The 20483-nt window shown below is 67.2% G+C and carries 17 protein-coding genes and 1 tRNA gene; 12 read left to right on the top strand and 6 right to left on the bottom strand.

Going from position 1 to position 20483, the window contains the following annotated elements; all coding sequences use genetic code 11:
* Window positions 1-57 precede the first annotated feature (57 nt).
* The 3 genes from LOC60_RS01055 (at window position 58) to LOC60_RS01045 (ending at window position 3841) form a co-directional block, all read left to right on the top strand.
* Entirely contained in the window at window positions 58-3063 is a 3006-nt protein-coding gene (locus tag LOC60_RS01055) for a UPF0182 family membrane protein (RefSeq protein ID WP_442860355.1), read from the top strand.
* A 79-nt stretch (window positions 3064-3142) separates the two neighbouring features.
* Window positions 3143-3216 (top strand) — tRNA-Met (locus LOC60_RS01050).
* 82 nt (window positions 3217-3298) lie between these two features.
* Window positions 3299-3841 (top strand): DUF6328 family protein, encoded by a 543-nt coding sequence (locus tag LOC60_RS01045; RefSeq protein WP_230020876.1) that lies wholly within the window; start codon window positions 3299-3301, stop codon window positions 3839-3841.
* A 65-nt stretch (window positions 3842-3906) separates the two neighbouring features.
* Here the strand turns inward: LOC60_RS01045 and LOC60_RS01040 are convergent, their stop codons facing one another.
* Window positions 3907-4644 (bottom strand): PspA/IM30 family protein, encoded by a 738-nt coding sequence (locus LOC60_RS01040; RefSeq protein ID WP_230020873.1) that lies wholly within the window; start codon window positions 4642-4644, stop codon window positions 3907-3909.
* A gap of 102 nt (window positions 4645-4746) precedes the next feature.
* Entirely contained in the window at window positions 4747-6855 is a 2109-nt protein-coding gene (locus LOC60_RS01035) for a TPM domain-containing protein (protein WP_230020872.1), read from the bottom strand.
* 329 nt (window positions 6856-7184) lie between these two features.
* Here LOC60_RS01035 and LOC60_RS01030 point away from each other — a divergent pair, with 329 nt between their 5' ends.
* The 4 genes from LOC60_RS01030 to LOC60_RS01015 all read left to right on the top strand — a co-directional run bounded on the left by LOC60_RS01030 (window position 7185) and on the right by LOC60_RS01015 (window position 11502).
* Window positions 7185-8666, top strand: a complete 1482-nt coding sequence (locus LOC60_RS01030; protein ID WP_230020869.1) for a S1C family serine protease — start codon at window positions 7185-7187, stop codon at window positions 8664-8666.
* A 238-nt stretch (window positions 8667-8904) separates the two neighbouring features.
* A complete protein-coding gene (locus LOC60_RS01025; RefSeq protein WP_230020868.1) occupies window positions 8905-9744 on the top strand; it encodes an electron transfer flavoprotein subunit beta/FixA family protein in 840 nt (279 codons plus the stop codon).
* 65 nt (window positions 9745-9809) lie between these two features.
* Window positions 9810-10757 carry an electron transfer flavoprotein subunit alpha/FixB family protein gene (locus LOC60_RS01020; protein WP_230020866.1) on the top strand — a complete coding sequence of 316 codons (948 nt, stop codon included), beginning with the start codon at window positions 9810-9812 and terminating at the stop codon, window positions 10755-10757.
* A gap of 1 nt (window position 10758) precedes the next feature.
* On the top strand, window positions 10759-11502 hold the full coding sequence (locus LOC60_RS01015) for a PIG-L deacetylase family protein (protein WP_230020865.1): 744 nt from the start codon (window positions 10759-10761) through the stop codon (window positions 11500-11502).
* Window positions 11503-11556: 54 nt separating this feature from the next.
* Here the strand turns inward: LOC60_RS01015 and LOC60_RS01010 are convergent, their stop codons facing one another.
* Genes LOC60_RS01010 through LOC60_RS01000 form a run of 3 tightly spaced genes read right to left on the bottom strand, consistent with a single transcriptional unit; the run spans window position 11557 to window position 13873 of the window.
* Entirely contained in the window at window positions 11557-12357 is an 801-nt protein-coding gene (locus LOC60_RS01010) for a class I SAM-dependent methyltransferase (protein ID WP_230020864.1), read from the bottom strand.
* A 14-nt stretch (window positions 12358-12371) separates the two neighbouring features.
* Window positions 12372-12839, bottom strand: a complete 468-nt coding sequence (locus tag LOC60_RS01005; RefSeq protein ID WP_230020863.1) for a tRNA (cytidine(34)-2'-O)-methyltransferase — start codon at window positions 12837-12839, stop codon at window positions 12372-12374.
* Window positions 12840-12880: 41 nt separating this feature from the next.
* A complete protein-coding gene (locus LOC60_RS01000; protein WP_230020862.1) occupies window positions 12881-13873 on the bottom strand; it encodes a J domain-containing protein in 993 nt (330 codons plus the stop codon).
* A 313-nt stretch (window positions 13874-14186) separates the two neighbouring features.
* On the opposite strand from LOC60_RS01000, the gene LOC60_RS00995 reads away from it, so the two are divergent.
* A complete protein-coding gene (locus tag LOC60_RS00995; RefSeq protein WP_230020860.1) occupies window positions 14187-15647 on the top strand; it encodes an HNH endonuclease in 1461 nt (486 codons plus the stop codon).
* A gap of 30 nt (window positions 15648-15677) precedes the next feature.
* On the opposite strand, the gene LOC60_RS00990 is transcribed toward LOC60_RS00995, so the two are convergent.
* Complete coding sequence (locus LOC60_RS00990) at window positions 15678-16436, bottom strand: uridine kinase (protein ID WP_230020859.1); 759 nt, start codon at window positions 16434-16436, stop codon at window positions 15678-15680.
* A gap of 112 nt (window positions 16437-16548) precedes the next feature.
* Here LOC60_RS00990 and LOC60_RS00985 point away from each other — a divergent pair, with 112 nt between their 5' ends.
* From LOC60_RS00985 to LOC60_RS00970, 4 genes are read left to right on the top strand one after another with little or no spacing between them, the layout of a single operon-like run.
* Window positions 16549-17775, top strand: coding sequence for a cysteine desulfurase family protein (locus LOC60_RS00985; protein WP_230020857.1), 1227 nt, complete (start codon window positions 16549-16551; stop codon window positions 17773-17775).
* Window positions 17772-18920: a tRNA 2-thiouridine(34) synthase MnmA gene (gene mnmA / locus LOC60_RS00980; protein WP_269440125.1), complete on the top strand. Its 1149-nt coding sequence runs from the start codon at window positions 17772-17774 to the stop codon at window positions 18918-18920. The genes LOC60_RS00985 and mnmA overlap by 4 nt, the downstream gene beginning before the upstream one ends.
* 58 nt (window positions 18921-18978) lie before the next feature.
* A complete protein-coding gene (locus LOC60_RS00975) occupies window positions 18979-19356 on the top strand; it encodes a chorismate mutase (protein ID WP_230020855.1) in 378 nt (125 codons plus the stop codon).
* Complete coding sequence (locus tag LOC60_RS00970) at window positions 19340-20467, top strand: hypothetical protein (protein WP_230020854.1); 1128 nt, start codon at window positions 19340-19342, stop codon at window positions 20465-20467. Before LOC60_RS00975 ends, LOC60_RS00970 begins: the two co-directional genes overlap by 17 nt.
* Window positions 20468-20483: the final 16 nt, after the last annotated feature.

Genomic DNA, 20483 nt, shown 5'->3' with positions numbered 1-20483 from the left:
TCCCGCCGGTGCATCCCGGAGAGGCCGCGAGCCGACGCACCGAACGATGAGGTAACTGTGACTTCCGGACCAAACGGCCCATTTTCCCGACCCGGCACGGCCACGGCCGTCGGCAGGCGGCGGCGGCGCAGCCCGCTGATCGCGACGCTGATCGTAGTCGCCGTGCTGGTCATTGGCTTTGTGTATTTCTCCCAGGTCTACGCAAACGTCCTTTGGTACAACCAGCTGGGTTATCTGGAAGTCTTCGTCAAGGAGAACCTGACCCGGATCTCCATGTTCCTTGCCGCCTTCCTCGTGATGGCCGCCGGAGTGTTCACCAGTATCCGGGTGGCCTACACCTCCAGGCCGATCTATGCACCGGACAGCGCACTCCAGGACAACCTGAACCGGTACCAGGCCCAGCTTGAGCCCATCCGCAAGCTGCTTATGATCGGCATTCCGATCGTGGTCGGCGGCTTTGCCGGCACGGCCGCCATGTCGATGTGGCAGCAGGCGCTGCTCTTCTTCAACCGACGCGACTTCGGCAAGACCGACCCGCAGTTCAACATGGACTACAGCTTCTACCTGAACACGCTGCCCTTTATCGGGTTCCTGGTGGGCTTCCTGATCAGCGTCGTCGTCATTGCCGGTATTGCCGGCCTGATGACCCACTACCTCTACGGCGGCATCCGGCTGGAGGAGAAGGGCGTGTTCGTGAGCCGCCCGGCCCGCCTGCACCTGGCGATCGTCGCCGCAGCCTTCCTCATCCTGCAGGGCATCAACTTCTGGCTTGACCGCTATGACACCCTGCTGAGCACCTCCGGAACCTGGACCGGCGCCCTCTACACCGATGTCGAGGCCGTCATCCCGACGAAGGCCATCCTGGCCGTTGCCTCGGTGATTGTGGCCGTCCTGTTCATCCTGTCCGCCGTTATCGGCCGCTGGCGCCTGCCCATCATCGGCACCGCCATGCTGATCATTACCGCCATCGTGGCCGGCGGCGTCTACCCCTGGATTGTCCAGCGCTACCAGGTGCAGCCTTCGGAACTGAGCCTCGAGCGCGAATACATCCAGCGCAACATCGACCTGACCCGGGAGGCCTACGGACTGACCGACACCGAGGTCATCCCGTACGACGCCACGGTGAACGCGAACGCCGGAGCCCTGGCCCAGGACGCCGGAACCACGGCCAACATCCGCCTCCTGGACCCGAACGTCGTCTCCGACGCCTTCGGCCAGCTGCAGCAGTTCCGCCAGTACTACCAGTTCCCCCAGACCCTGAACGTGGACCGTTACGAGATCGACGGCGAGGTGCAGGACACGGTTATCGCCGTCCGCGAGCTGAACGTCGGAGGCGTGCCGGCCGGCTGGGTCAACGAACACATCCTCTACACCCACGGCTACGGCGTGGTCGCAGCACGCGGATCCACGGTGGGGCCGGACGGCAAGCCGAGCTTCATGGAGTCCGGCATCCCTTCAACCGGTGTCCTCAGCGAAGGCGGCGAGTACGAGCCGCGGATCTACTTCGGTGAGAACTCCCCGCAGTACTCCGTGGTCGGCGCCCCCGAGGGCTCCGATCCAGTGGAAATCGACCGGCCGCAGACGGGCAACTCGGAAGAGGAATCCCAGACCACGTTCAGCGGCGACGGCGGCCCGAGCGTGGGGAACCTCTTCAACCAGCTGGTCTACGCAATCAAGTTCCAGTCCACCGAACTGCTCCTTGCGGACGCGATCAATGAGGAATCCCAGATCCTGTATGACCGCGATCCCCGCGAGCGGGTGGAGAAGGTCGCCCCGTACCTGACCGTGGACAGCAACGCGTACCCCGCCGTCATTGACGGCCGGGTGAAGTGGATCGTGGACGGCTACACCACGAGCAAGTACTTCCCTTACTCCACGCAGCAGGAACTGCAGGATGCAACCACCGACTCGCTGACGCCCGGCGCTGCCGCGCTGCCGCAGGAGCAGGTGAATTACATCCGCAACGCCGTGAAGGCCACGGTTGACGCCTACGACGGCTCCGTGGAGTTGTACGCCTGGGACGACGAGGATCCGCTGCTGCAGTCCTGGCAGAGCGTCTTCCCCTCCACCCTGAAGAACTACAGCGACATGTCCGCGGACCTGCTGGCGCATGTCCGTTACCCGGAAGACCAGTTCAAGGTCCAGCGCGAGCTGCTCGGCAAGTACCACGTCACCGACCCGGACTCCTTCTACAAGAACGACGACGCCTGGAGCGTTCCCGCCGATCCCACCGGCGGCAACGGCAGCGTGAAGCAGCCTCCGTACTACCTGTCGCTGCAGATGCCGGGACAGGACGAGGCAACCTTCTCGCTGACCACGCCGTTCATTCCGTTCGTGAGCGAAGGCGGCGACCCCCGCAACGTGCTTTACGGGTTCCTTTCCGCGGAGGCGGATGCGGGCACCGGAGAACCCGGTGTCAGGAGCGAGGATTACGGCAAGCTCCGGCTGCTGGCGCTGCCCACGGATACGGCCGTTCCCGGACCGGGCCAGGCGCAGAACACGTTCAACTCCGATCCCACCGTCTCAAATGCCTTGAACCTCCTGCGCCAGGGTGCGTCGGAAGTCATCAACGGCAACCTGCTGACGCTGCCGGTCGGCGACGGCATCCTGTACGTCCAGCCCGTCTATGTCCAGTCCTCGGGTGAAGCCTCGTACCCGACGCTGCAGCGGGTGCTGGTGAACTTCGGCGAGAAGGTCGGCTTCGCTCCCACCCTGGATGAGGCATTGAACCAGATCTTCGGGGGAGACTCCGGAGCCTCCACGGGCGACGCCGGCAACGTCGGGGCCACGCCTACGGTTCCGGAGGGCGGGGGAGACGTAACGGCCCAGTCCGAGCTGTCCACCGCGCTGTCCGATGCCGGCTCCGCGATCCAGGACGGCCAGGCCGCCCTGGGCCGCGGCGACTTCGCCGCCTACGGCGAGGCACAGAGCAGGCTCCAGGACGCCATTGCCCGTGCCACCGCCGCCCAGGAGCGGATGGAGGGCGCCGGCGACGGCGGTGCCACTGAAGCACCCGAGGACGGCGCCACCGCTCCGGCTGAGGACTCAGACGGCGGCAACTAGCGAAACGACGGCGGAGCCCCCGGTGCTCCGCCGTCGGTTTGCGCCCCGGGGCCGCGGCGGGTAGAGTTAGATATCGCGCCGCGGGGTGGAGCAGTTCGGTAGCTCGCTGGGCTCATAACCCAGAGGTCGCAAGTTCAAATCTTGCCCCCGCAACAAAAGGAAGTCCCTCGAGGATCCGCATGGATCCCCGGGGGACTTCTGTTTTGCCCTTGGGGGTGCGAACTAGACTCTCCCCATGGGCGATACCCCGGCGGAACGGGACCCGGACCGGGGCGAGACCCCGCTGCAGAAGCAGGACAGGAACTGGACGGACCTGCTCCAGGAGCTGCGGGTACTCCAGACCGGAATCCAGATCCTGACCGGCTTCCTGCTGACGCTGCCGTTCCAGCAGCGCTTCACCGAGTTGAACGCGGTCCAGGTGGGCATTTACCTGGCGCTGGTGGTGCTTTCGGTGCTCGTCACCGCGCTGCTCCTGTCAACGGTGGTGATGCACCGTACCTTCTTCCAGCGGCGGATCAAAAGGGACCTGGTGGATAGTGCCGACCTGCTGCTGCGTATCACGCTGGTATTGGTCGGCCTGATCCTGATCGGGACCATCGGCCTGGTGTTCGACCTCGTACTCTCGGGGGCGGCCGGCGCCGTTGCCGCGGCCTCGGTGGCGGTAATGGTGGCACTGCTCTGGCTGCTGCTGCCCCTCCTCCTGCGGCGGCGGGCCGTGCGGCGCCGTGCCTGGCAGCAGCGGCCCCGGCGGCACCGGGACGGGCGGACGAAGGACTAACGAGACGAAGGGCGGGCACCGGTAGCGGTGCCCGCCCTTCGGCAGTACTGGATGCAGCGGTGCGGTTAGTCCTCGATGGCGGACTGCGTCGTGCCGGAAGACTTCAGGGCCGCCAGGCGGGCTTCCACCTCGGTCTGCTCGCCGAGGTCCTCGAGGGACTCGAACTGCGCGTCGAGGCTGGAGGAAGCCAGCTCGTTGGCGCCGCGGACGCGGGCTTCCTCGCGGCGGATCTTCTCCTCGAAGCGGCCTACCTCTGACGTGGAGTCCATAACGTCGATGCTCTTCATGGCATCGTGCATCTGCGTCTGTGCGGACGCGTTGCGGGCGCGGGCAATCAGTTCGTTGCGCTTGCTGGTGAGCTGGTCCAGCTTGCCCTTCATCTGGTTCAGCCCGGTCTTGAGGCGTTCAACGATCTCTTCCTGGGAAGCAATGGTCGGCTGGGCGCCCTTGGCTTCGTTCTCGGAGGCGATCTGGCGCTGAAGGGCCACCTTGGCCAGGTTGTCGAACTTTTCGGCGTCGGCGGTGTTGCCGGCAGCGCGGAATTCGTCGGCCTTGCGGGAGGCTGCCAGCGCCTTGTTGCCCCAGTTCTGTGCGTTCTGGATGTCCTCGTTGTAATCGTCCTGGAGCATCCGCAGGTTGCCGATGGTCTGGGCGACGGCGCTCTCGGCTTCGGCGATGTTGTTGCTGTAATCCCGGACCATCTGGTCGAGCATCTTCTGCGGGTCCTCGGCCTGGTCGAGGATGGCATTGATGTTGGCCTTGGCCAATTGAGTGATACGTCCGAAAATCGACTGCTTAACCACGGTGTCTGCCTTTCAATCTGCTGTGTTCGGAAAAACCCCGTCTCCGCCATGGAGCGTTACGGGTACATCTTGGTGTAATTTTGCGTCTTTGGCTTGTGCGGGCTAGAAGTTTCCGCCGGAGGAGCCGAATCCTCCGCCGCCGAATCCTCCGCCGCCGCCGAACCCGCCGCCGCCGAAGCCGCCGAAGCCGCCGCCGCCCCACCCGCCGCCGTGTGAACCGCCGCGGAGGATGGAATCGATGAGGATACCGCCGAGGAGCGCGCCGCCCAGCCCGTTGCCGCCGCTGACTCCGCCGCCGAATCCTCCGCCGCCGCCGAACCCGCCGCCGAATCCGTCCACGTCCTGCTGTGCCATTTCCGCGGCCTGTGCGGCCAGGGCATTGGCCTGCTGGGCGTAGGCCAGGGCGCTCACCGGGTCACCGGCCTGCATGGCCACGGCCTGCTGCAGGTTGCGTTCCGCCTCGGCCAGACGCGTGCGTGCCTCGCTGCCGACGCCGCCGCGGCGTGCACGGATGTAGTCGGAGGTACCGGAAATCTGGGCCTGCGCCGCCATGATGGCGTGCTGCAGCGAATCGCGGGCCCTCCGCTCCTGCTCCTGGCGGTCGCGGATGCCCTCCAGTGCGGCATCGAGCTGGCTGTTGGCCGTTTCCAGCCGGCGCAGCAGATCCACCGGGTCAATGGGGCCGGCCTGCGTCGCCTGATTGACCGCATCAAGGGCGGCACGGACGCCTGCGGCCGGGCCGGCAAGGCCGGGGGTGGTTCCTCCGGCCGCAATGGCACCGGCCTGGGCAAGGTCCTGGTTGGCATCCGCCACGGCGCGCTGCAGCTCCTGCCGGGCGGCGTCGAGTTCCTGGCTGCGCTTGTCGATGGCGTCCAGCAGCACGTTCGCCTGATGGACGGCTTCTTCCGCCGCGCGGACGGACACCACTGCCGAGGAAGTGTCGCCCCCGGCCAGCTTTTCGTTGGCCGTTGCCGCGGCATTGCCCACGAATGCCAGGCGCTCATGGGCCTGGTCGATGTTGTCGCTGACCTGGCTGACCGCCGAGGCGGCATACCGGGAACGCAGCGAATCGAGTGTCGCCGCCGAGGTGCTCAGGCGTGAGGAGGTCTGGTCCGCAGCCGCCTGTGCCGCCGCCAGCGCTGCCGGTGCGTTCTTCTCCAGCTCCCGGAGGGAATCGAACTCGTCCTTGTGGGCCTGCAGCGAATCGTTCACCGCCTCGCAGCGGCGGATGATTTCCTTCAGCCAGGCGCGCTGCTGCTGTTCGGTGTCCGGAATGTGGTCGTCGAGCTGCTGCTGCAGTTTGAAGGATTCTCCCATGTGTGCCCGTGCCGCGGCCAGGTCCTCGGAGAAGGTGGTCACGGCGTTTTCGCCGTAGGCAGCCATGGCGAATCCGAGTTCCTGCTCGCTGGACTTGATCGCGTCGTCGGCTGCCACAAGCAGGCTTCCGGCGCGCTTGCGCAGGTCCGGCACGCTCATGGTGTCCAGCGGATCCACCGGTTCGGCAGGTCCCTGCTGCTGCACCGGAGCGGCAGCAACTGACTTGCGGCGGCGGTTGCGGATCAGCAGGGCGGTCCCCAGGCCGCCGGCCACTACGACGCCGCCGACCAGCAGGGGCGCCGCGTCGGCTCCGCCGGACTCTTCCGCGGCAACCTCGCCGTCTCCGCCGCGGGCAATATCCGCCAGGGACTCGGCGGCATTTACCGCACTGTTGGCCCACTGCGCGGAAGAGATGTCCTGGGCGCCCAGCAGCGGGTCGGTGGCCGCCGCGAGGATGGCATTGCGGCGTGCCTGGTTCAGGACGCTCTGGTCCCCGGTGGAAACCTGGATTTTCCGTTCCTCGGTGGCGATGCTCAGGAGCGCTTCCTTGGCCCCCATGCCCTTGCCCTGCACCACCTGTTCCGACCAGGCAACGGGATCCGAGGGGCTGGTGAAGGAATCCACATAAACGACGTACAGGGTGTAGCCGGTGCTTCGCTGCACCTCGGAAACGGCCTCTTCCACTTCGGAGGCGTCGCCGCCCAGCACATCGGCCGGATCCACAACGAATTCTCCGGGCGGTATCCGCACGGGGGATTCGACCGGTACCTGGACCGTCAATCCGGCAGCGGCGACGTGGAGGGGATCCCCGGGCCCGGCAAAAGCCGCGGCGGGTACCAGGACCGTAACTGCACTCAGGCCCAGTACGGCCGCCAACCTGTTCCGTGACCGCATAAAATTTCCTTTGGTTTTCATCTGCTGAGTTCCAGGGACCCTGCGGGGCAGCGCATGCCGCCCCGGACCTTGGTACCGATTCTAGGGGCCGCCCTATGCCCCGTCCACCGGCATCCGGGCACGGCGGCGTGCAATGCGGGTCCGGAAGGACGGCCTGACCTGCATCTTTACCGTCCCTTTCGAGTAGCCTTTCGGGTACGACGGCGTTCGGGTTGTTCACAGCTGATGTTCAGCAACCGTCCTCCTATGTCCCAGCTAGCGCTGCCATAGTGGATACCGGAACGTTGTGGCTACACCATGGGTAAACCGAACTTGAAAGGACAACCCACATGACTGAGCATCACGGGGGAGCCGACGAGCGCCCGCTGCCTCCCCGGCCGCCGGCACCGCCGTCGTCGTATTCGGGCCCCGCGCAGGGTGATCCGGCATCCAGCCAGCCCCAGCAGACCGGAGAGCGGATGAACCCGCAGACCGAACCGCTGGGAAGCGCAGGCCCCGCCGCCTACGGTGCAACCTATGGTGCGACCTACGGCTCCTCCCCGTACGGTTCCGCGGGCCACGGCACCGCCTTCTCCACTCCTGCCGGCAGCGCACCGCGCGGAGAATCCCGGACAAAGAAGTTCGGGGCCGGAACGCTGGTCGGGGGCATGCTGCTGGCCGGGCTGCTGGGCGGCGGCGTCGGCGTGGGTGCCTACACCCTCATGGACAACGGCAACAATGCCGGCCAGGCCAGCCAGCCGCAGACCGTCGTAGTGAACGACGAAGACAGCGTCAACGCAGTCACGGCAGCGGCAGTGAAGGCCTCTCCGAGCGTAGTAACCATTGAAGTCGCTGCTTCGGGAAGCACCGGCACCGGATCCGGGATCATCCTGGACAAAGAGGGCCACATCCTCACGAACACGCACGTGGTGACGCTCGGAGGCACCGCCGCCGACCCCGTGGTCGAAGTCCAGACGTCCGACGGTCGGGTGCTGACCGCCACCATCGTCGGCACGGACCCGGTATCGGACCTCGCAGTGATCAAGGTGGATGCCGATGACCTCGCACCGGCTGCCCTGGGGGATTCCGGGAAGTTGAACGTGGGCGACACGGTGATCGCCATCGGTGCGCCGCTTGGCCTGGCCGGAACGGTCACGGACGGTATTGTCTCCACGCTGAACCGCACCATCAGCGTCCAGTCCTCTGCCGCCCCCGAGGAGTCGGAAAGCTCCGACGAACCCGAGGATAACGGTTTCGGATTCCGTTTCGCTCCGCCGGACGGATCGTCGCAGGACCAGAGCGCCGCGGAGAGCTCGATCTTCCTCAACGTCATCCAAACCGATGCAGCCATCAACCACGGCAATTCCGGCGGCGCGCTGGTGAACACCGACGGTGAAGTTATTGGCGTGAACGTGGCCATTGCCTCGGCCGCCTCGGGTACGGCCGGCGAGGACAGCGGCAACATCGGCGTCGGGTTTGCCGTTCCGATGAGCTATGCCGAGCGGGTAGCCGAGGAGATCATCGACAACGGTTCCGCTACGCACGGCTATCTAGGGGTTTCCGTCACGCCGGCAACCGCGTCCGAGTCCTCATCGACCTTTACGGTGGGGGCCGAAGTCGCCGAGGTGGTGCCCGGTTCGCCCGGTGAAAAGGCAGGACTGCGCGAGGGGGACGTGATCACTTCGGTGAACGGCGTCCCGGTCACCGACGCGCAGTCACTCACCGCTGCGATCCGCATGCAGCCGGCCGGAGGCAAAGCGGACATCGACTACACCCGCGGAGGCAAAGCGGACAGCGTGGACGTCACGCTCGGCGATTCCGCAAAGCAGTAGCAGAGCCGCGTACACAGGGCAGCCCCTGTCAGGGCTGCATGCAGCGAAGCCGCGAAGGGCCGCTCCCGGAAGTGTCCGGGGGCGGCCCTTCGGCCTGTGCCGGCCTTCAGTTTGCGCCGAGGGGAAAGCCCGGCCAGTGTGTGATTAGCTTTAAACGCACCGCTCCTAAGGGCTGTGCGCGTCGGCGGGAGGATTTCCAGGCCGCCGGGAACCGATTTTCCTACCGGAAAGGCGCCGAATGCCGGAGTCAGCCACCCGTCCGCTGAACATTGTTGTCTTGGTAAAGCACGTACCCGACGCGCAGTTTGACCGGCACCTCACCGGACCCGGACATACCCTGGACCGTGCCGAGAGCATTCTCTCCGAGCTGGACGAGTATGCCCTCGAAGCCGCGCTGCAGCTGGCCGAGGCACGCGGCGGCGAGAGTGCCGGGAACCGTGTGACAGCCCTGGCCATGGGGCCGGCGGCAGCGGTAAACGCGGTAAAGAAGTCCCTGCAGATCGGTGCCTACGCCGGCGTGCACCTGGCCGACGACGCCCTGGCCGGTTCGGATGCGGCAGGTACCTCACTGGCCCTTGCGGCAGCAGTTCGTGCCATCGCGGCATCGCACGGGCCGGTGGACCTGGTCATCACGGGCATGGCTTCCACCGACGGCGAAACCTCGCTGGTTCCCGCCCAGCTCGCCGAAAGGCTGCAGCTGGCACAGGTGACCTTTGCCTCCGAACTCGAAGTGGCCGACGTCGACGGCGCCCCCGTGGTGAAAGCACGCCGCGACGGCGACTCCTTCACGGAGACCGTTGAGGCACCCCTGCCGGCACTGGTGTCGGTGACGGACCAGGCCAACAGCCCGCGCTACCCGAACTTCAAGGGCATCATGGCTGCGAAGAAGAAACCCGTCACCGTGCTTACGCTCGCCGAGATCGGCGTGGACCCCGCGCAGGTGGGGCATGACGGCGCCTGGACGGCCGTAGCGGCCTCCGCTCCGCGCCCGCCGCGCTCGCAGGGAACCATCATCACCGACGACGGCACCGCCGGCGTGCAGCTGGTGGAATACCTCGCCGCACAGAAACTGATCTAAAGACTTCCCCTGCTCGAAACCGGCGCTCCGAAGGCGCCGCCGCCTACGTCCCAAAGGAGCGCATCATGGCGTCCGTCCTGGTTTTTCTTGATGTCCCGGCCCTGCCGCTGCCGCGGGCTGCCCGTGAACTGCTGACCCTGGCCGGAACCGTGGGCCAACCGGTGGTCGCCGCCGCCCACCGCGTGGATCCGGCCATGCTCGACGCCCTTGCCTCCTACGGTGCCGTGAAGGTGTACCAGCCGGCCGGGGAACTGGACACTGTCCTGGTGGCCGCCAAGGCAGCCTTCCTGGCAGACGCCGCGAACGCCGAGCAGCCCTCCGCTATCCTGCTGGGCAACTCCTTCGAGGACCGCGAAATTGCCGCCCGCACCGGAATCAAGCTCGGGTCCGGAGTCATTACCGACGCCGTTGCCGTGGCTCCCGACCTCGCTGTCACCAAGTCGGTGCTCGCCGGCTCCTACACGTCAACCTGCCGGGTACGGACGGGCACGCCCATCATCACCGTCAAGGCCAACAGTGTTGAGCCCGGTCCGGTGAATCCGGCCGCCGCGGCTCCCCAGCTGGTCGAGGTGCCGCTTTCCGAAGCCGGGCCTGCCGCACGGGTCACCGGCCGTTCCGGGAAGCGCGTGAGCGGACGTCCCGAACTGGCCGAGGCGCGGGTCATCGTTGCCGGGGGACGGGGCATGGACGGAAACTTCGGTCCAGTCGAGGAACTCGCGGACCTGCTCGGCGGAGCGGTGGGTGCCTCGCGTGCCGCCACGGATGCCGGCTGGATCGAACATTCCGCCCAGGTGGGACAGACCGGCAAGACCGTCTCTCCCCAGCTGTACATTTCCGCCGGCATTTCCGGTGCCATCCAGCAGAAGGCCGGCATGCAGACGGCCAAGGTGATCGTGGCGGTCAACAAGGACGCGGATGCACCGGTGTTCGAGATTGCGGACTTCGGCATCGTGGGTGATGTCTTCTCCGTGCTGCCCCAGGCCGCCGAAGAGATCCGGAAGCGCAGGGACTGACATGTTTTCGACGTCGGCCCCCGCCCGGGTCCTGGCCTTCGCCGCCCACCCGGACGATATCGATTTCGGTGCCGCGGGGACATTGGCCCGCTGGGCACGCGAAGGTGCGGAAATCACCTACTGCATCGTGACCTCCGGAGATGCGGGCGGCTTCGATCCGACCGACCGCACCGGCGTCAGTGCGCTGCGCAGCGGGGAACAGCGGGAAGCCGCCCGACAGGTGGGGGTGCAGGACGTGGTGTTCCTGTGGGAGCGGGACGGCTATCTGGAGGTTCGCCACTCCGTCATCGCCCGGGTGGTGGAGCAGATCCGCCGGGTGCGTCCCGACGTCGTGCTGTCCATGCACCCCGAGCGGAACTGGGACCGGCTCCAGGCGAGCCATCCCGATCATCTGGCCTGCGGTGAAATTGTCACCAGGGCGGTTTACCCGGCTGCCGAGAACCCCTTTGCCTACCCGGAACTCGCTGAACGGGGACTGGAAGCGTACAAGGTGCCGTGGCTCTGGTTCTACGGTGCCCCGCGGGAGCGGGAGAACACTGCCGTGGATGTCAGCTCCACGGTGGACATCAAATTGGCTGCCATCCGTGTCCACGCAAGCCAGCATCCGGACATCGAGGGGATGGATGCCTCGGTCCGCCGGTTCCTGCAGGACAACGCCCGGCGGCACGGGCTGCCCGAGGGAGCCAGTGCTGAAACCTTCCATGCCGTCGGCGTGAACACTCCGGAGACCATCGCCGGGTTCTAGCGGATGCGGTTAGCGCGGGCGGTACTCCGCCCGCGTCCTCCGCCCGCGGACGGGCTACGGGCGGACAGCCGTGGCGATCAGCGTGTCGGTATTCAACGCGAAGTCCTCGCCGAGTTCGGCCAGGAACGCTGTGCGAACCCGCTCCACGGCTGCCGGGTCTTCGGGCAGCAGCATCCGGTACCCGCCGCCGAGCACCAGCGACCACGCGAGCGACGGATTGAGCTGGACCTGTCCGGGAGTGGCGGCCACGGTGATTTCGGCCAGGCCGAGGGACTCGAGCCAGGACGTGAGCTTCTCCGGGGTCTGGAGCCGCTGCGCGTTTTCTGCTGCCGGCCGGGGAATGGCAGCAAGCTCGGGCCGTTCCTGCAGGCAGGCCTTCCACAGCAGCTCCCTGAAGGGCTCCCACGATCCTTCGGCCCAGGCACTGAGGGCGAAGCGCCCGCCGCTGCGCAGCATCGACACAAGACGGGCTGCGCCGGCATCCAGGTCCGGAAGGAAAAACAGGGAGTAGGCGCAGACCACGGCATCGTAGGGCGCATCGGCCTCCCACGAGGTGATGTCCGCCTGGGCAAGGTGGACATTGTTGAGTGAAAGCGTGTCTGCCTTGGCCTGTGTCAGGGCCAGCATCTCGGCACTGAGATCCACCCCGTCGACGACGCCGTCGGGCCCGGCGAACTGGGCGGCCGGGATGGTCGTGGCCCCGCTGCCGCAGCCGACGTCAAGAACCCGGTCGCCGAGGGTGATATCCGCCGCAGCCACGAGTGCATTTCCCATGGGATTCCAGAGCGAAGGTGCGAGCCGCTCGAAGTCGGCGGCGCCGTCGTCGAACGCGTTGCCGATGTGGAGTTCAGGCATGGGAAAGTCCTTCGCTAGAGCTGGGCACCGGCGAAGCCGTGCTGGCGCCAGGCTTCGTAGACGGCTATGGAGGCGGAGTTTGCAAGGTTCAGGGAGCGCAGGGTGGGCAGCATGGGCAGCCGTACCCGGGCGGTGACATGCGGATCCTTCTTCACCTCGTCCGAAAGGCCGACCGACTCGCGGCCGAACATCAGGACGTCTCCGGCACGATACTCGATATCGGTGTAGGAAGTGTCACCGTCCGACGTAAAGGCGTACACGCGTTCGGGTTTCAGGGCTTCCCAGGCGTCCTGCAGGTTCGCATGGACGTGGAGGACGGCGAGGTCGTGGTAGTCCAGGCCTGCGCGCCGCAGTTTGGAGTCCTCCAGGCTGAAACCGAGGGGTTCAACCAAGTGGAGCTCGGCTCCGGTGATGGCGGCAAGGCGAATGGCATTACCGGTATTGCCGGGGATTTCAGGGGAATGGAAAAGGATACGGAACACGGCACCATCCTATGCCCGGCTCCTGCACGCCAACGCATCGGTCAACGGGAGGACGCGTCGATCAACGGTGCCAGCACCGGCAGCTGGACGGTGTTCGGCTGGGGGCCTTCGGCAAAGAAGCGGCGCAGTTCCCGCAGCAGCCCGCCCGGGTTGGCGGCGTGGAGGGTCGCGGGCGCTGAGCGGCTCAGGTTGGGCGGATAGTCGACAATGGGCTCGAAGGGATTGCCGTTGGGGCTGTGGAGGACAAGCCAGCCCGTGACGTTGCACTCTGGGAAGCGCGACTGCAGGGTCCGCACCGCGTCGGCCAGGCGCAAGGTGGACGTCTCCCGGCCGCGGTGAAGCAGGTGCCGGCCGTCCCACCGGTAATTGCCGGGCGAGGCCATCAGCGAACCCAGCACGGCCATGCGGTAACCGCCCAGCAGCACGTGGCCGACGTCGAGGTTGCCGCCGCGCGGTCCCGCATCGGGAATATGGAGGCCGTTGACCAGACGGGCGGCCGGGTACTCAGGCAGCAGTTCACGGTCCAGCAGGCGGATGGTCCGGTTTTCAGCGTCGAACCGTCCGGCCGTGTTGGAACCGATCCGGGAGAAAAAGCCCGGGCGGCGCGGTGTTCCGTGGATCTGCGTTCCGGCCAGGGCCAGGGGGATCAAGGGAGGGTTCTGCGGTGAAAAATCCGGGACAAACACCGGTGGGCGGTCCAGGTCCGCTGCTGTCCGTTCCGGCGCGGAGCGGGTTCCTGCGGCACGGCCGGCCGGGCCGGCTGCGGTGCGGCCACCGGTGGTGCCCGGGGTGCCTGCTGTGCCTGCATCTGTGCCGGGTCCTCCCGGATTCAGTTTCCGGTCGTAAACGGCCTTGCTTTGCGGGTCGCCAAGTATCCGGTAGGCCTCGGTGACCCGGTGGAACCTCTCGCTGCTGCCCCCTTGGTCAGGGTGGGCGTTGCGGGCTGCCTTCCGATAGGCGGCTTTGATCTCAGCCGCCGATGCTGAGCGGGGCAGGCCCAGGACCTCATAGAGAGTCGGGTCTGACGGGCTCAAAGCGGTTCCTCTCGGCGGTGCGGGTGCGGCGGTCTGCGGGGGTCAGGTGCGGTGCGGGTGCGGGAACCACCGGACCCGTGCGGCAATTGTACCGACCGATTCTTGGGCCTCCCTGCGCAGGGGTTGTACCGGGACCGGGGTCCGGCCGCGCGGGATTTCGCCGGCGATATGGGGGCGGAAAACGGAACTAGTCAGGGGAGGGGGCGGGTAGGTAGTTTGGCGGAAAAAGACGGGTATGCGGGCGGGTCCGTTTCGGGGCGTTCCGGCGGGTTTCCGGGCCGGGAATGTCGGTGCGGGCTGAAAGCCTTGGGGTATGGAAAAGCATGGATATGAAACCGGCGGCGGTGTGTTTTATGCCCGTCCCGGCGCACCGGCACGGGCGGCCCGGTTCCCGGACGGATTCACCGGCACCCTGGCCCTGCAGCACCCGGACCGGCTGAACGAGGAAGCCACGGCGGCTGTCCTGCAGCGCCTGCACGCCCTGGACGCCTGGAGGTACGCCCAGCAGGCCCGTACCCTGCACCGCCTGCACGAACACGTCCGGGACGCCTGCACCACCCCGGGGACACCGGGCGCGGACGCTCCGGACGCGGAACAACCTACGGACGCTTCGCAGGTGTTCAGCCTGACCGCCACCGAGGCCCAGACCCTGCTCTGCCTGTCCTACCCGGCAGCGGCCCGGCTGCTGGCCGACGCCCTGGACCTGTGCACCGGCTTCACCGCCACCCTCGCGGCCCTGGAGGCCGGGACCCTGTCCTGCCGGCAGGCGGGCGGTACGCCTGCGGGAGAACCTGCACCCCGAAACCCTGATCCCCCGCCACCGCAAAGCCCTGGAATCCCGGAAGGTCTGGCTCGAGGCCCGGCCGGACGGGATGGCCGAACTCGGCGCGTACCTCGCCGCGGAACAGGGCCAGCTGATCTACGGTGCACTACCACCGCGGCCCGTAGCGGGCAGGCCGCCGGAGACCCGCGCAGCGTGGGCCAGCTCCGGGCCGACATCCTCGCGTCCCTGCTCACCGGCGGGATCGTTGACGGCAGCCCGGCACCCGTGCCCGACACACCGAACCGGCAGGAACCCCGCCCGGCACCCCGCCCGGAATCCCGCCGGACACCGGCAGGACAGGACCGGCGTGGCAGCGAACCGGCAGGTGCCGGCACTATCCCCGGCCCCGGTGCCGGAGTGGGTGTGGGTGCAGGTGCCGGGATGGGTGTGGGTGTGGGGGCACGGACCGAGATCATGGTGCTGGTCAACGCCGACACCCTGCTGGGCCTGGACGATACGCCCGCCGAGCTCAACGGCTACGGACCGATCAGCGCCGAAACCGCCCGCCGGCTGGCCGAAAACGCCTCCCACCTCACCGGCCTGGTGCAGGACCGGGCCAGCGGGGAAATCCTCGGCGTCGGGAAACGCCGCCGCATCCCGCCCGGCCTGCGCCGCTGGCTCCAGGCCCGCGACGGAACCTGCCGCTTCCCCGGCTGCGACACCCCCGCCGCGGGACACACCACCACCGAAATCGACCACATCCTGCCCTTCGCCCACGGAGGCGCCACCGAGCATTCGAACCTGGCGCACCTGTGCCGGAAACACCACCGGTTCAAGACCCTGGGCCACTGGCAAGCACACCGGGACGCCACCGGGCCCGCCGGGGCCCTGGAATGGACATCACCCCTGGGACGGACCTACCGGACAACACCCCAACTCCACCTGCGCGTCCCGGCTGACCCGGCTGACCCGCCGGACCTGCCGGACCACGAAACGCAGCCGCCTCTATGAAGCCAGTGAATAAGCCCCCGGTCGCACGCGTTAGGTGCCCTGCCGGTAACTGACGTCGTGCGGGCTGATCGCCTGCAGTGTTCCTTTATGGCTGTTGTCCAACAGGAGGTCTGCCCGCGCGGCGGGATCTGCTGCAGCGAAATACTGCAGCTGCCCGCCGACGTACCGATCCGCCCGCCGGTCCTTCACCACCAATCCTGTCGGTGGACGCTCCATCGCGGGTCCGTCCCTAACTGCCATTCGTGAAGCAGTCACATCGAACGGCACATCCAGGAACACGGAGAAATCCCAATACTCCCTGAGCTCCTCCCGATGCAGGAAAAGCCCGTCGATAAGCACTACCGCATCCGGAGCGGCCAAAACCGGTTCCGGATCCAGCAGCGCATCCGTTGCAAGGTCATGCCCTTGGCTCCGGAACTTCTCGGCACCCGAGCTGAGAGGCACCAGGACATACTGTCGAAACTGGTCCAGGTTGTAGGAATCCCGCCAGAAACCTTCCGGGGACCGGCGTCCGTGCCGGTACCGGACGCTGCGGACATTGTGGAAGTCATCGATGGTGACCCGCAGGATCTGCCGGGCGGCGCCGCCGTCGGTGCCATGAAGGGCGGACGCCAGCTCGTCGGCGAATGTGGTCTTGCCTGCGCCGTCGACGCCGTCTACCGCGACCAGGAGCCGCGAACCGGGACACAGGGCAAGCAAATCCGAGGCCAGTTCCGAAAGGAATGCCGTTCGATGTACACCGGGTTTACCAGGGGCGGGGGACCGGGGCACTGCAGACTCAAGCTCCATCGCCGCCATTCTGCCACCCCGGATGCGTGCATCCGGCTCATCAAAGGAAAACGTCAGGAAAGTCCCAGCGGCCCGAATCGGCAGCAGGCGCGATGGCCGTTAGAATTGGCAGGTGCCCGTGTATCTAGATCACGCGGCGACCACGCCGATTTCGGCTTCGGCCCTCGCCGCACTCACCTCAGAACTCAGCCGCAGCGGCAACCCTTCGTCCCTGCACGGCTCGGGCCGCCGTGCCCGAATGGTCGTGGAGGACTCCAGGGAAGTCCTGGCGGCCGCCGCAGGCTGCCATCCCTCGGAGATCATTTTCACTTCAGGCGGGACCGAAGCGGACAACCTGGCCGTCAAGGGTCTTTTCTGGGCCCGGCGCGATGCCGACCCGGTACGCAACCGCATCCTGGTCTCCGGCATCGAACACCATGCCGTACTGGACGCCGTCGAATGGCTGGAGAAACACGAAGGCGCGGTGCCGGTGTGGATCCCGGTGGACCACGAGGGCGTCATCTCCCTCGATGCCATCCGACGGGAACTCGAAGCCAACGCGGACAGCACGGCCCTGCTCACCGCTATGTGGGCAAACAACGAGGTCGGTACCGTCCAGGACATCCGGGCCATTACCTCCCTGGCCCACGAATACGGTGTCCCGGTCCATTCGGATGCCGTCCAGGCTTTCGGCGCGCTGCCGATCGGTTTCCGGTCCGCAGGCCTGGACACGATGGCCCTGAGCGCCCATAAGATCGGGGGCCCGGTGGGGGTGGGTGCGCTGGTCGTAGGGCGCGCCGTGAAGCTCACGCCCGTCCAGCACGGCGGCGGACAGGAACGGGACATCCGCTCCGGCACCCTGGACACCGCGGGAATCGCAGCATTCGCCGCGGCAGCGCAGGACGCCGCCGAGCACCTGACGGACGAGTCCGAACGCCTGCGCACGCTCCGGGACTACCTCATCACCGGCGTCGAGCGGGCCATTCCGGAGGCTGTCCTGCGGGGCGCACGGGACGACGACGGCGGCGGGCGCCGCCTGCCGGGCAACGCGCATTTCACGTTCCCCGGCTGCGAGGGAGATTCACTGCTCTTCCTGCTGGATCTGGCCGGAGTGGAGTCCTCCACGGGGTCCGCCTGCACCGCCGGCGTCCCGCGGCCCTCGCACGTACTCCTGGCGATGGGACTGACCGAAACCGAGGCACGCGGTGCCCAGCGGTTCAGCCTCGGGCATACAACCACCGCCGAAGACGTTGACACTTTGTTGCAGGCACTTCCAGAAGCATATGAGCGGGCCAAGAAAGCCGGCATGGCCGGACACGTAAGCAGCATCCAGACAGCAGGAACAGGTTTTACTTCATGAAGGTATTGGCAGCAATGAGTGGCGGAGTCGACTCCGCCGTGGCCGCGGCACGGGCAGTTGAGGCCGGACACGACGTCGTCGGCGTCCACCTTGCGCTGTCCCGGATGCCGGGCACCCTGCGCACCGGCAGCCGCGGCTGCTGCACCATTGAGGACTCCCGGGATGCCTGGCGCGCCTGTGACATCCTGGGCATTCCGTACTACGTCTGGGACTTCTCCGAGCGGTTCAAGGAAGACGTCGTGGACGATTTCGTGGCCGAATACGCCGCCGGCCGCACTCCCAACCCCTGCATGCGCTGCAACGAACGGATCAAGTTCGCCGCCCTGCTGGAAAAGGCGCTGGCGCTGGGCTTCGACGCCGTGTGCACCGGGCACTACGCCAAGGTACTCACCAACGCCGAAGGCAACCCGGAGCTGCACCGTGCCGCCGACTGGGCCAAGGACCAGTCCTATGTGCTGGGTGTGCTCACGGAAGAGCAGCTGCGCCACTGCATGTTCCCGCTGGCCGAAACGCCGTCCAAGGCCGAAGTCCGGGCCGAAGCCGAGCGCCGTGGCCTGTCCGTGGCCAACAAGCCGGACAGCCACGACATCTGCTTCATTCCCGACGGTGACACCCGCGGCTGGCTCGAAGAGCGGATCAATATGACCGAGGGTGACATCGTTGACGAGACGGGCGAGAAGCTGGGTACCCACCCCGGCGCCAATGCGTTCACCGTCGGCCAGCGCCGCGGCCTGAAGCTCGGCACCCCGGCCGCTGACGGCAAGCCCCGCTTTGTCCTGGAAATCCGGCCCAAGGAAAACAAGGTTGTGGTCGGACCCGAGCAGCTGCTGAACATTGACCAGATGCGTGGAATCAAGATTTCCTGGGCCGGGGTGCCGATCCGCGAGATCGCGGCCCGCACCACGTTCGACTGCATGGTCCAGGTCCGGGCCCACGGCGACCCCGTGGCGGCCACCGGCTGGATGGAAGACGTAACCGACGAGACCGGAGCTGCCCGGGAAGAGCTTGTGGTCCGGCTGGTCGAGCCCATGCGCGGGGTAGCCCCCGGCCAGTCCATGGTGCTCTACCAGGGGACCCGTGTGCTGGGACAGGCAACCATCGACTCGGCGCGTTCGCTCGAGTGGGACCCGGCGGCGGTTGCGTAACCTGCTCGGGCCTTGAGTCCGCTCCACCTAAACTGGAGCAATGAGCCAGACTGGACCAATGAGCGAATCACCGGACGATGAGTTCGATCCGCGGGCAAGTTCCCTCTCCGGGAAGGTTGCCGAGGACGTGATGGAAGAGCTGCTTGCCATGCGCAGCAGCATCGACAACATCGACGCGACCCTTGTCTACCTCCTAGCTGAGCGTTTTAAGGCAACCCAGAGGGTGGGCCACCTGAAGGCGGAGCACAGCCTGCCGCCGGCGGACCCGGGACGGGAAGTGGCCCAGATTGCACGCCTGCGCCGCCTCGCCGAGGACGCCCACCTGGACCCGGCCTTCGCGGAGAAATTCCTGAATTTCATCATCAGTGAGGTGATCCGCCACCATCAGGCGATTTCCCAGACCCGTAACGGCGGAACAGATGCCGCAGAGGCCTGAGCTCCAGGAGGGGCACCGGGAGGAGGCGCCTCCGCAGGTGCCCGCCCGCCCTGAAGCGCGAAACGGTATTGTCACGGCCACGGCGCCGGGGAGCTGGCCCGGGACGGATCCGGTGGAAGCAAGCCGGGTCATCCGAGGCGAGCTGGGCGATCCGCATCTGCCCTTCCTGGTGGAGCTGCCGCAGCGCGGTCCCGGTGCCGACGCGCTCGGACGCAGCGCGGCCCTGCTGGTGGACCTGTTCGTGGACACCCAGCCGCACGGCTGGCGGCTGGTGGAACGCCCGGGCAGGGACCACCGCCGTGCGGTCTCCCTGCTGACGCAGGATCTGAACGCGCTGGCGGACGTTATCGGCGCCGAGGAACGCACCGGCGAGGCCCTGAAAATCTCCCTGCGCGGACCTCTGTCGCTTGCCGCGAACCTGTATCTGCACAACGGTGAGCGGGCATTGTCCGACGCCGGGGCACGCCGGGACCTGCTCCAGTCCTTCACCGCCGGGGTGGGGGAGTACGTGGCCCGTGCGTCGTCGTCGGCTCCGGGCGCCCGAATCACGGTGCAGATTGACGAACCGGACATCGCTGCCGTCCTCGCCGGAGGAATCCCCACGGCCAGCGGTTACCGCACGCTGCGGTCCGTGCCCTCCTCAGAGGTATCAGCCGCCTGGCACCAGGTCTGCGAGGCAGTCGAGGCCGCTGGTGCGGACGCAGTCTTTGCCGTTCCGCGTACGGAGGGCTTCGGGCCGCTCCGCCCTGGCACGCAGTCGCCCTTTGGACTCGCGGTCGGCGCCGGTGCCCGGGGCATTGCGCTGGCAGCCGAAGGGCTGGAGGCACGTGACTGGGAAGGCATCGCCGAAGCCGTCGAGGGCGGTTCCCGGGTCTGGCTCGGGATCCTGCCTGTTCCGGCCCCCGGAGCCGAACTGCCGCAGGTGAGCGCCCTGGTGGAGCGTGTGCTCCGGCCTTGGCGGAAGCTTGGGCTTTCGCTGCAGGACCTGCCCGCGCTTCGGCTCACGCCTTCCGCCGGGCTCGCCGACCTATCACCGGAAGCAGCGCGGAAGGTCCTGGCCCGCCTCACGCAGACAGCGTCTGCGCTGGACCAGGTGGTCGCTGAAGGGTAGTTCCGCCTGCACTGCA

It is taken from the genome of Arthrobacter sp. zg-Y769, assembly GCF_020907405.1.
In the GTDB taxonomy this organism is placed as follows: domain Bacteria; phylum Actinomycetota; class Actinomycetes; order Actinomycetales; family Micrococcaceae; genus Arthrobacter_B.
The sequence above is the reverse complement of the archived record's forward strand: the minus strand, read 5'-3'. Positions and strand labels throughout refer to the sequence as shown.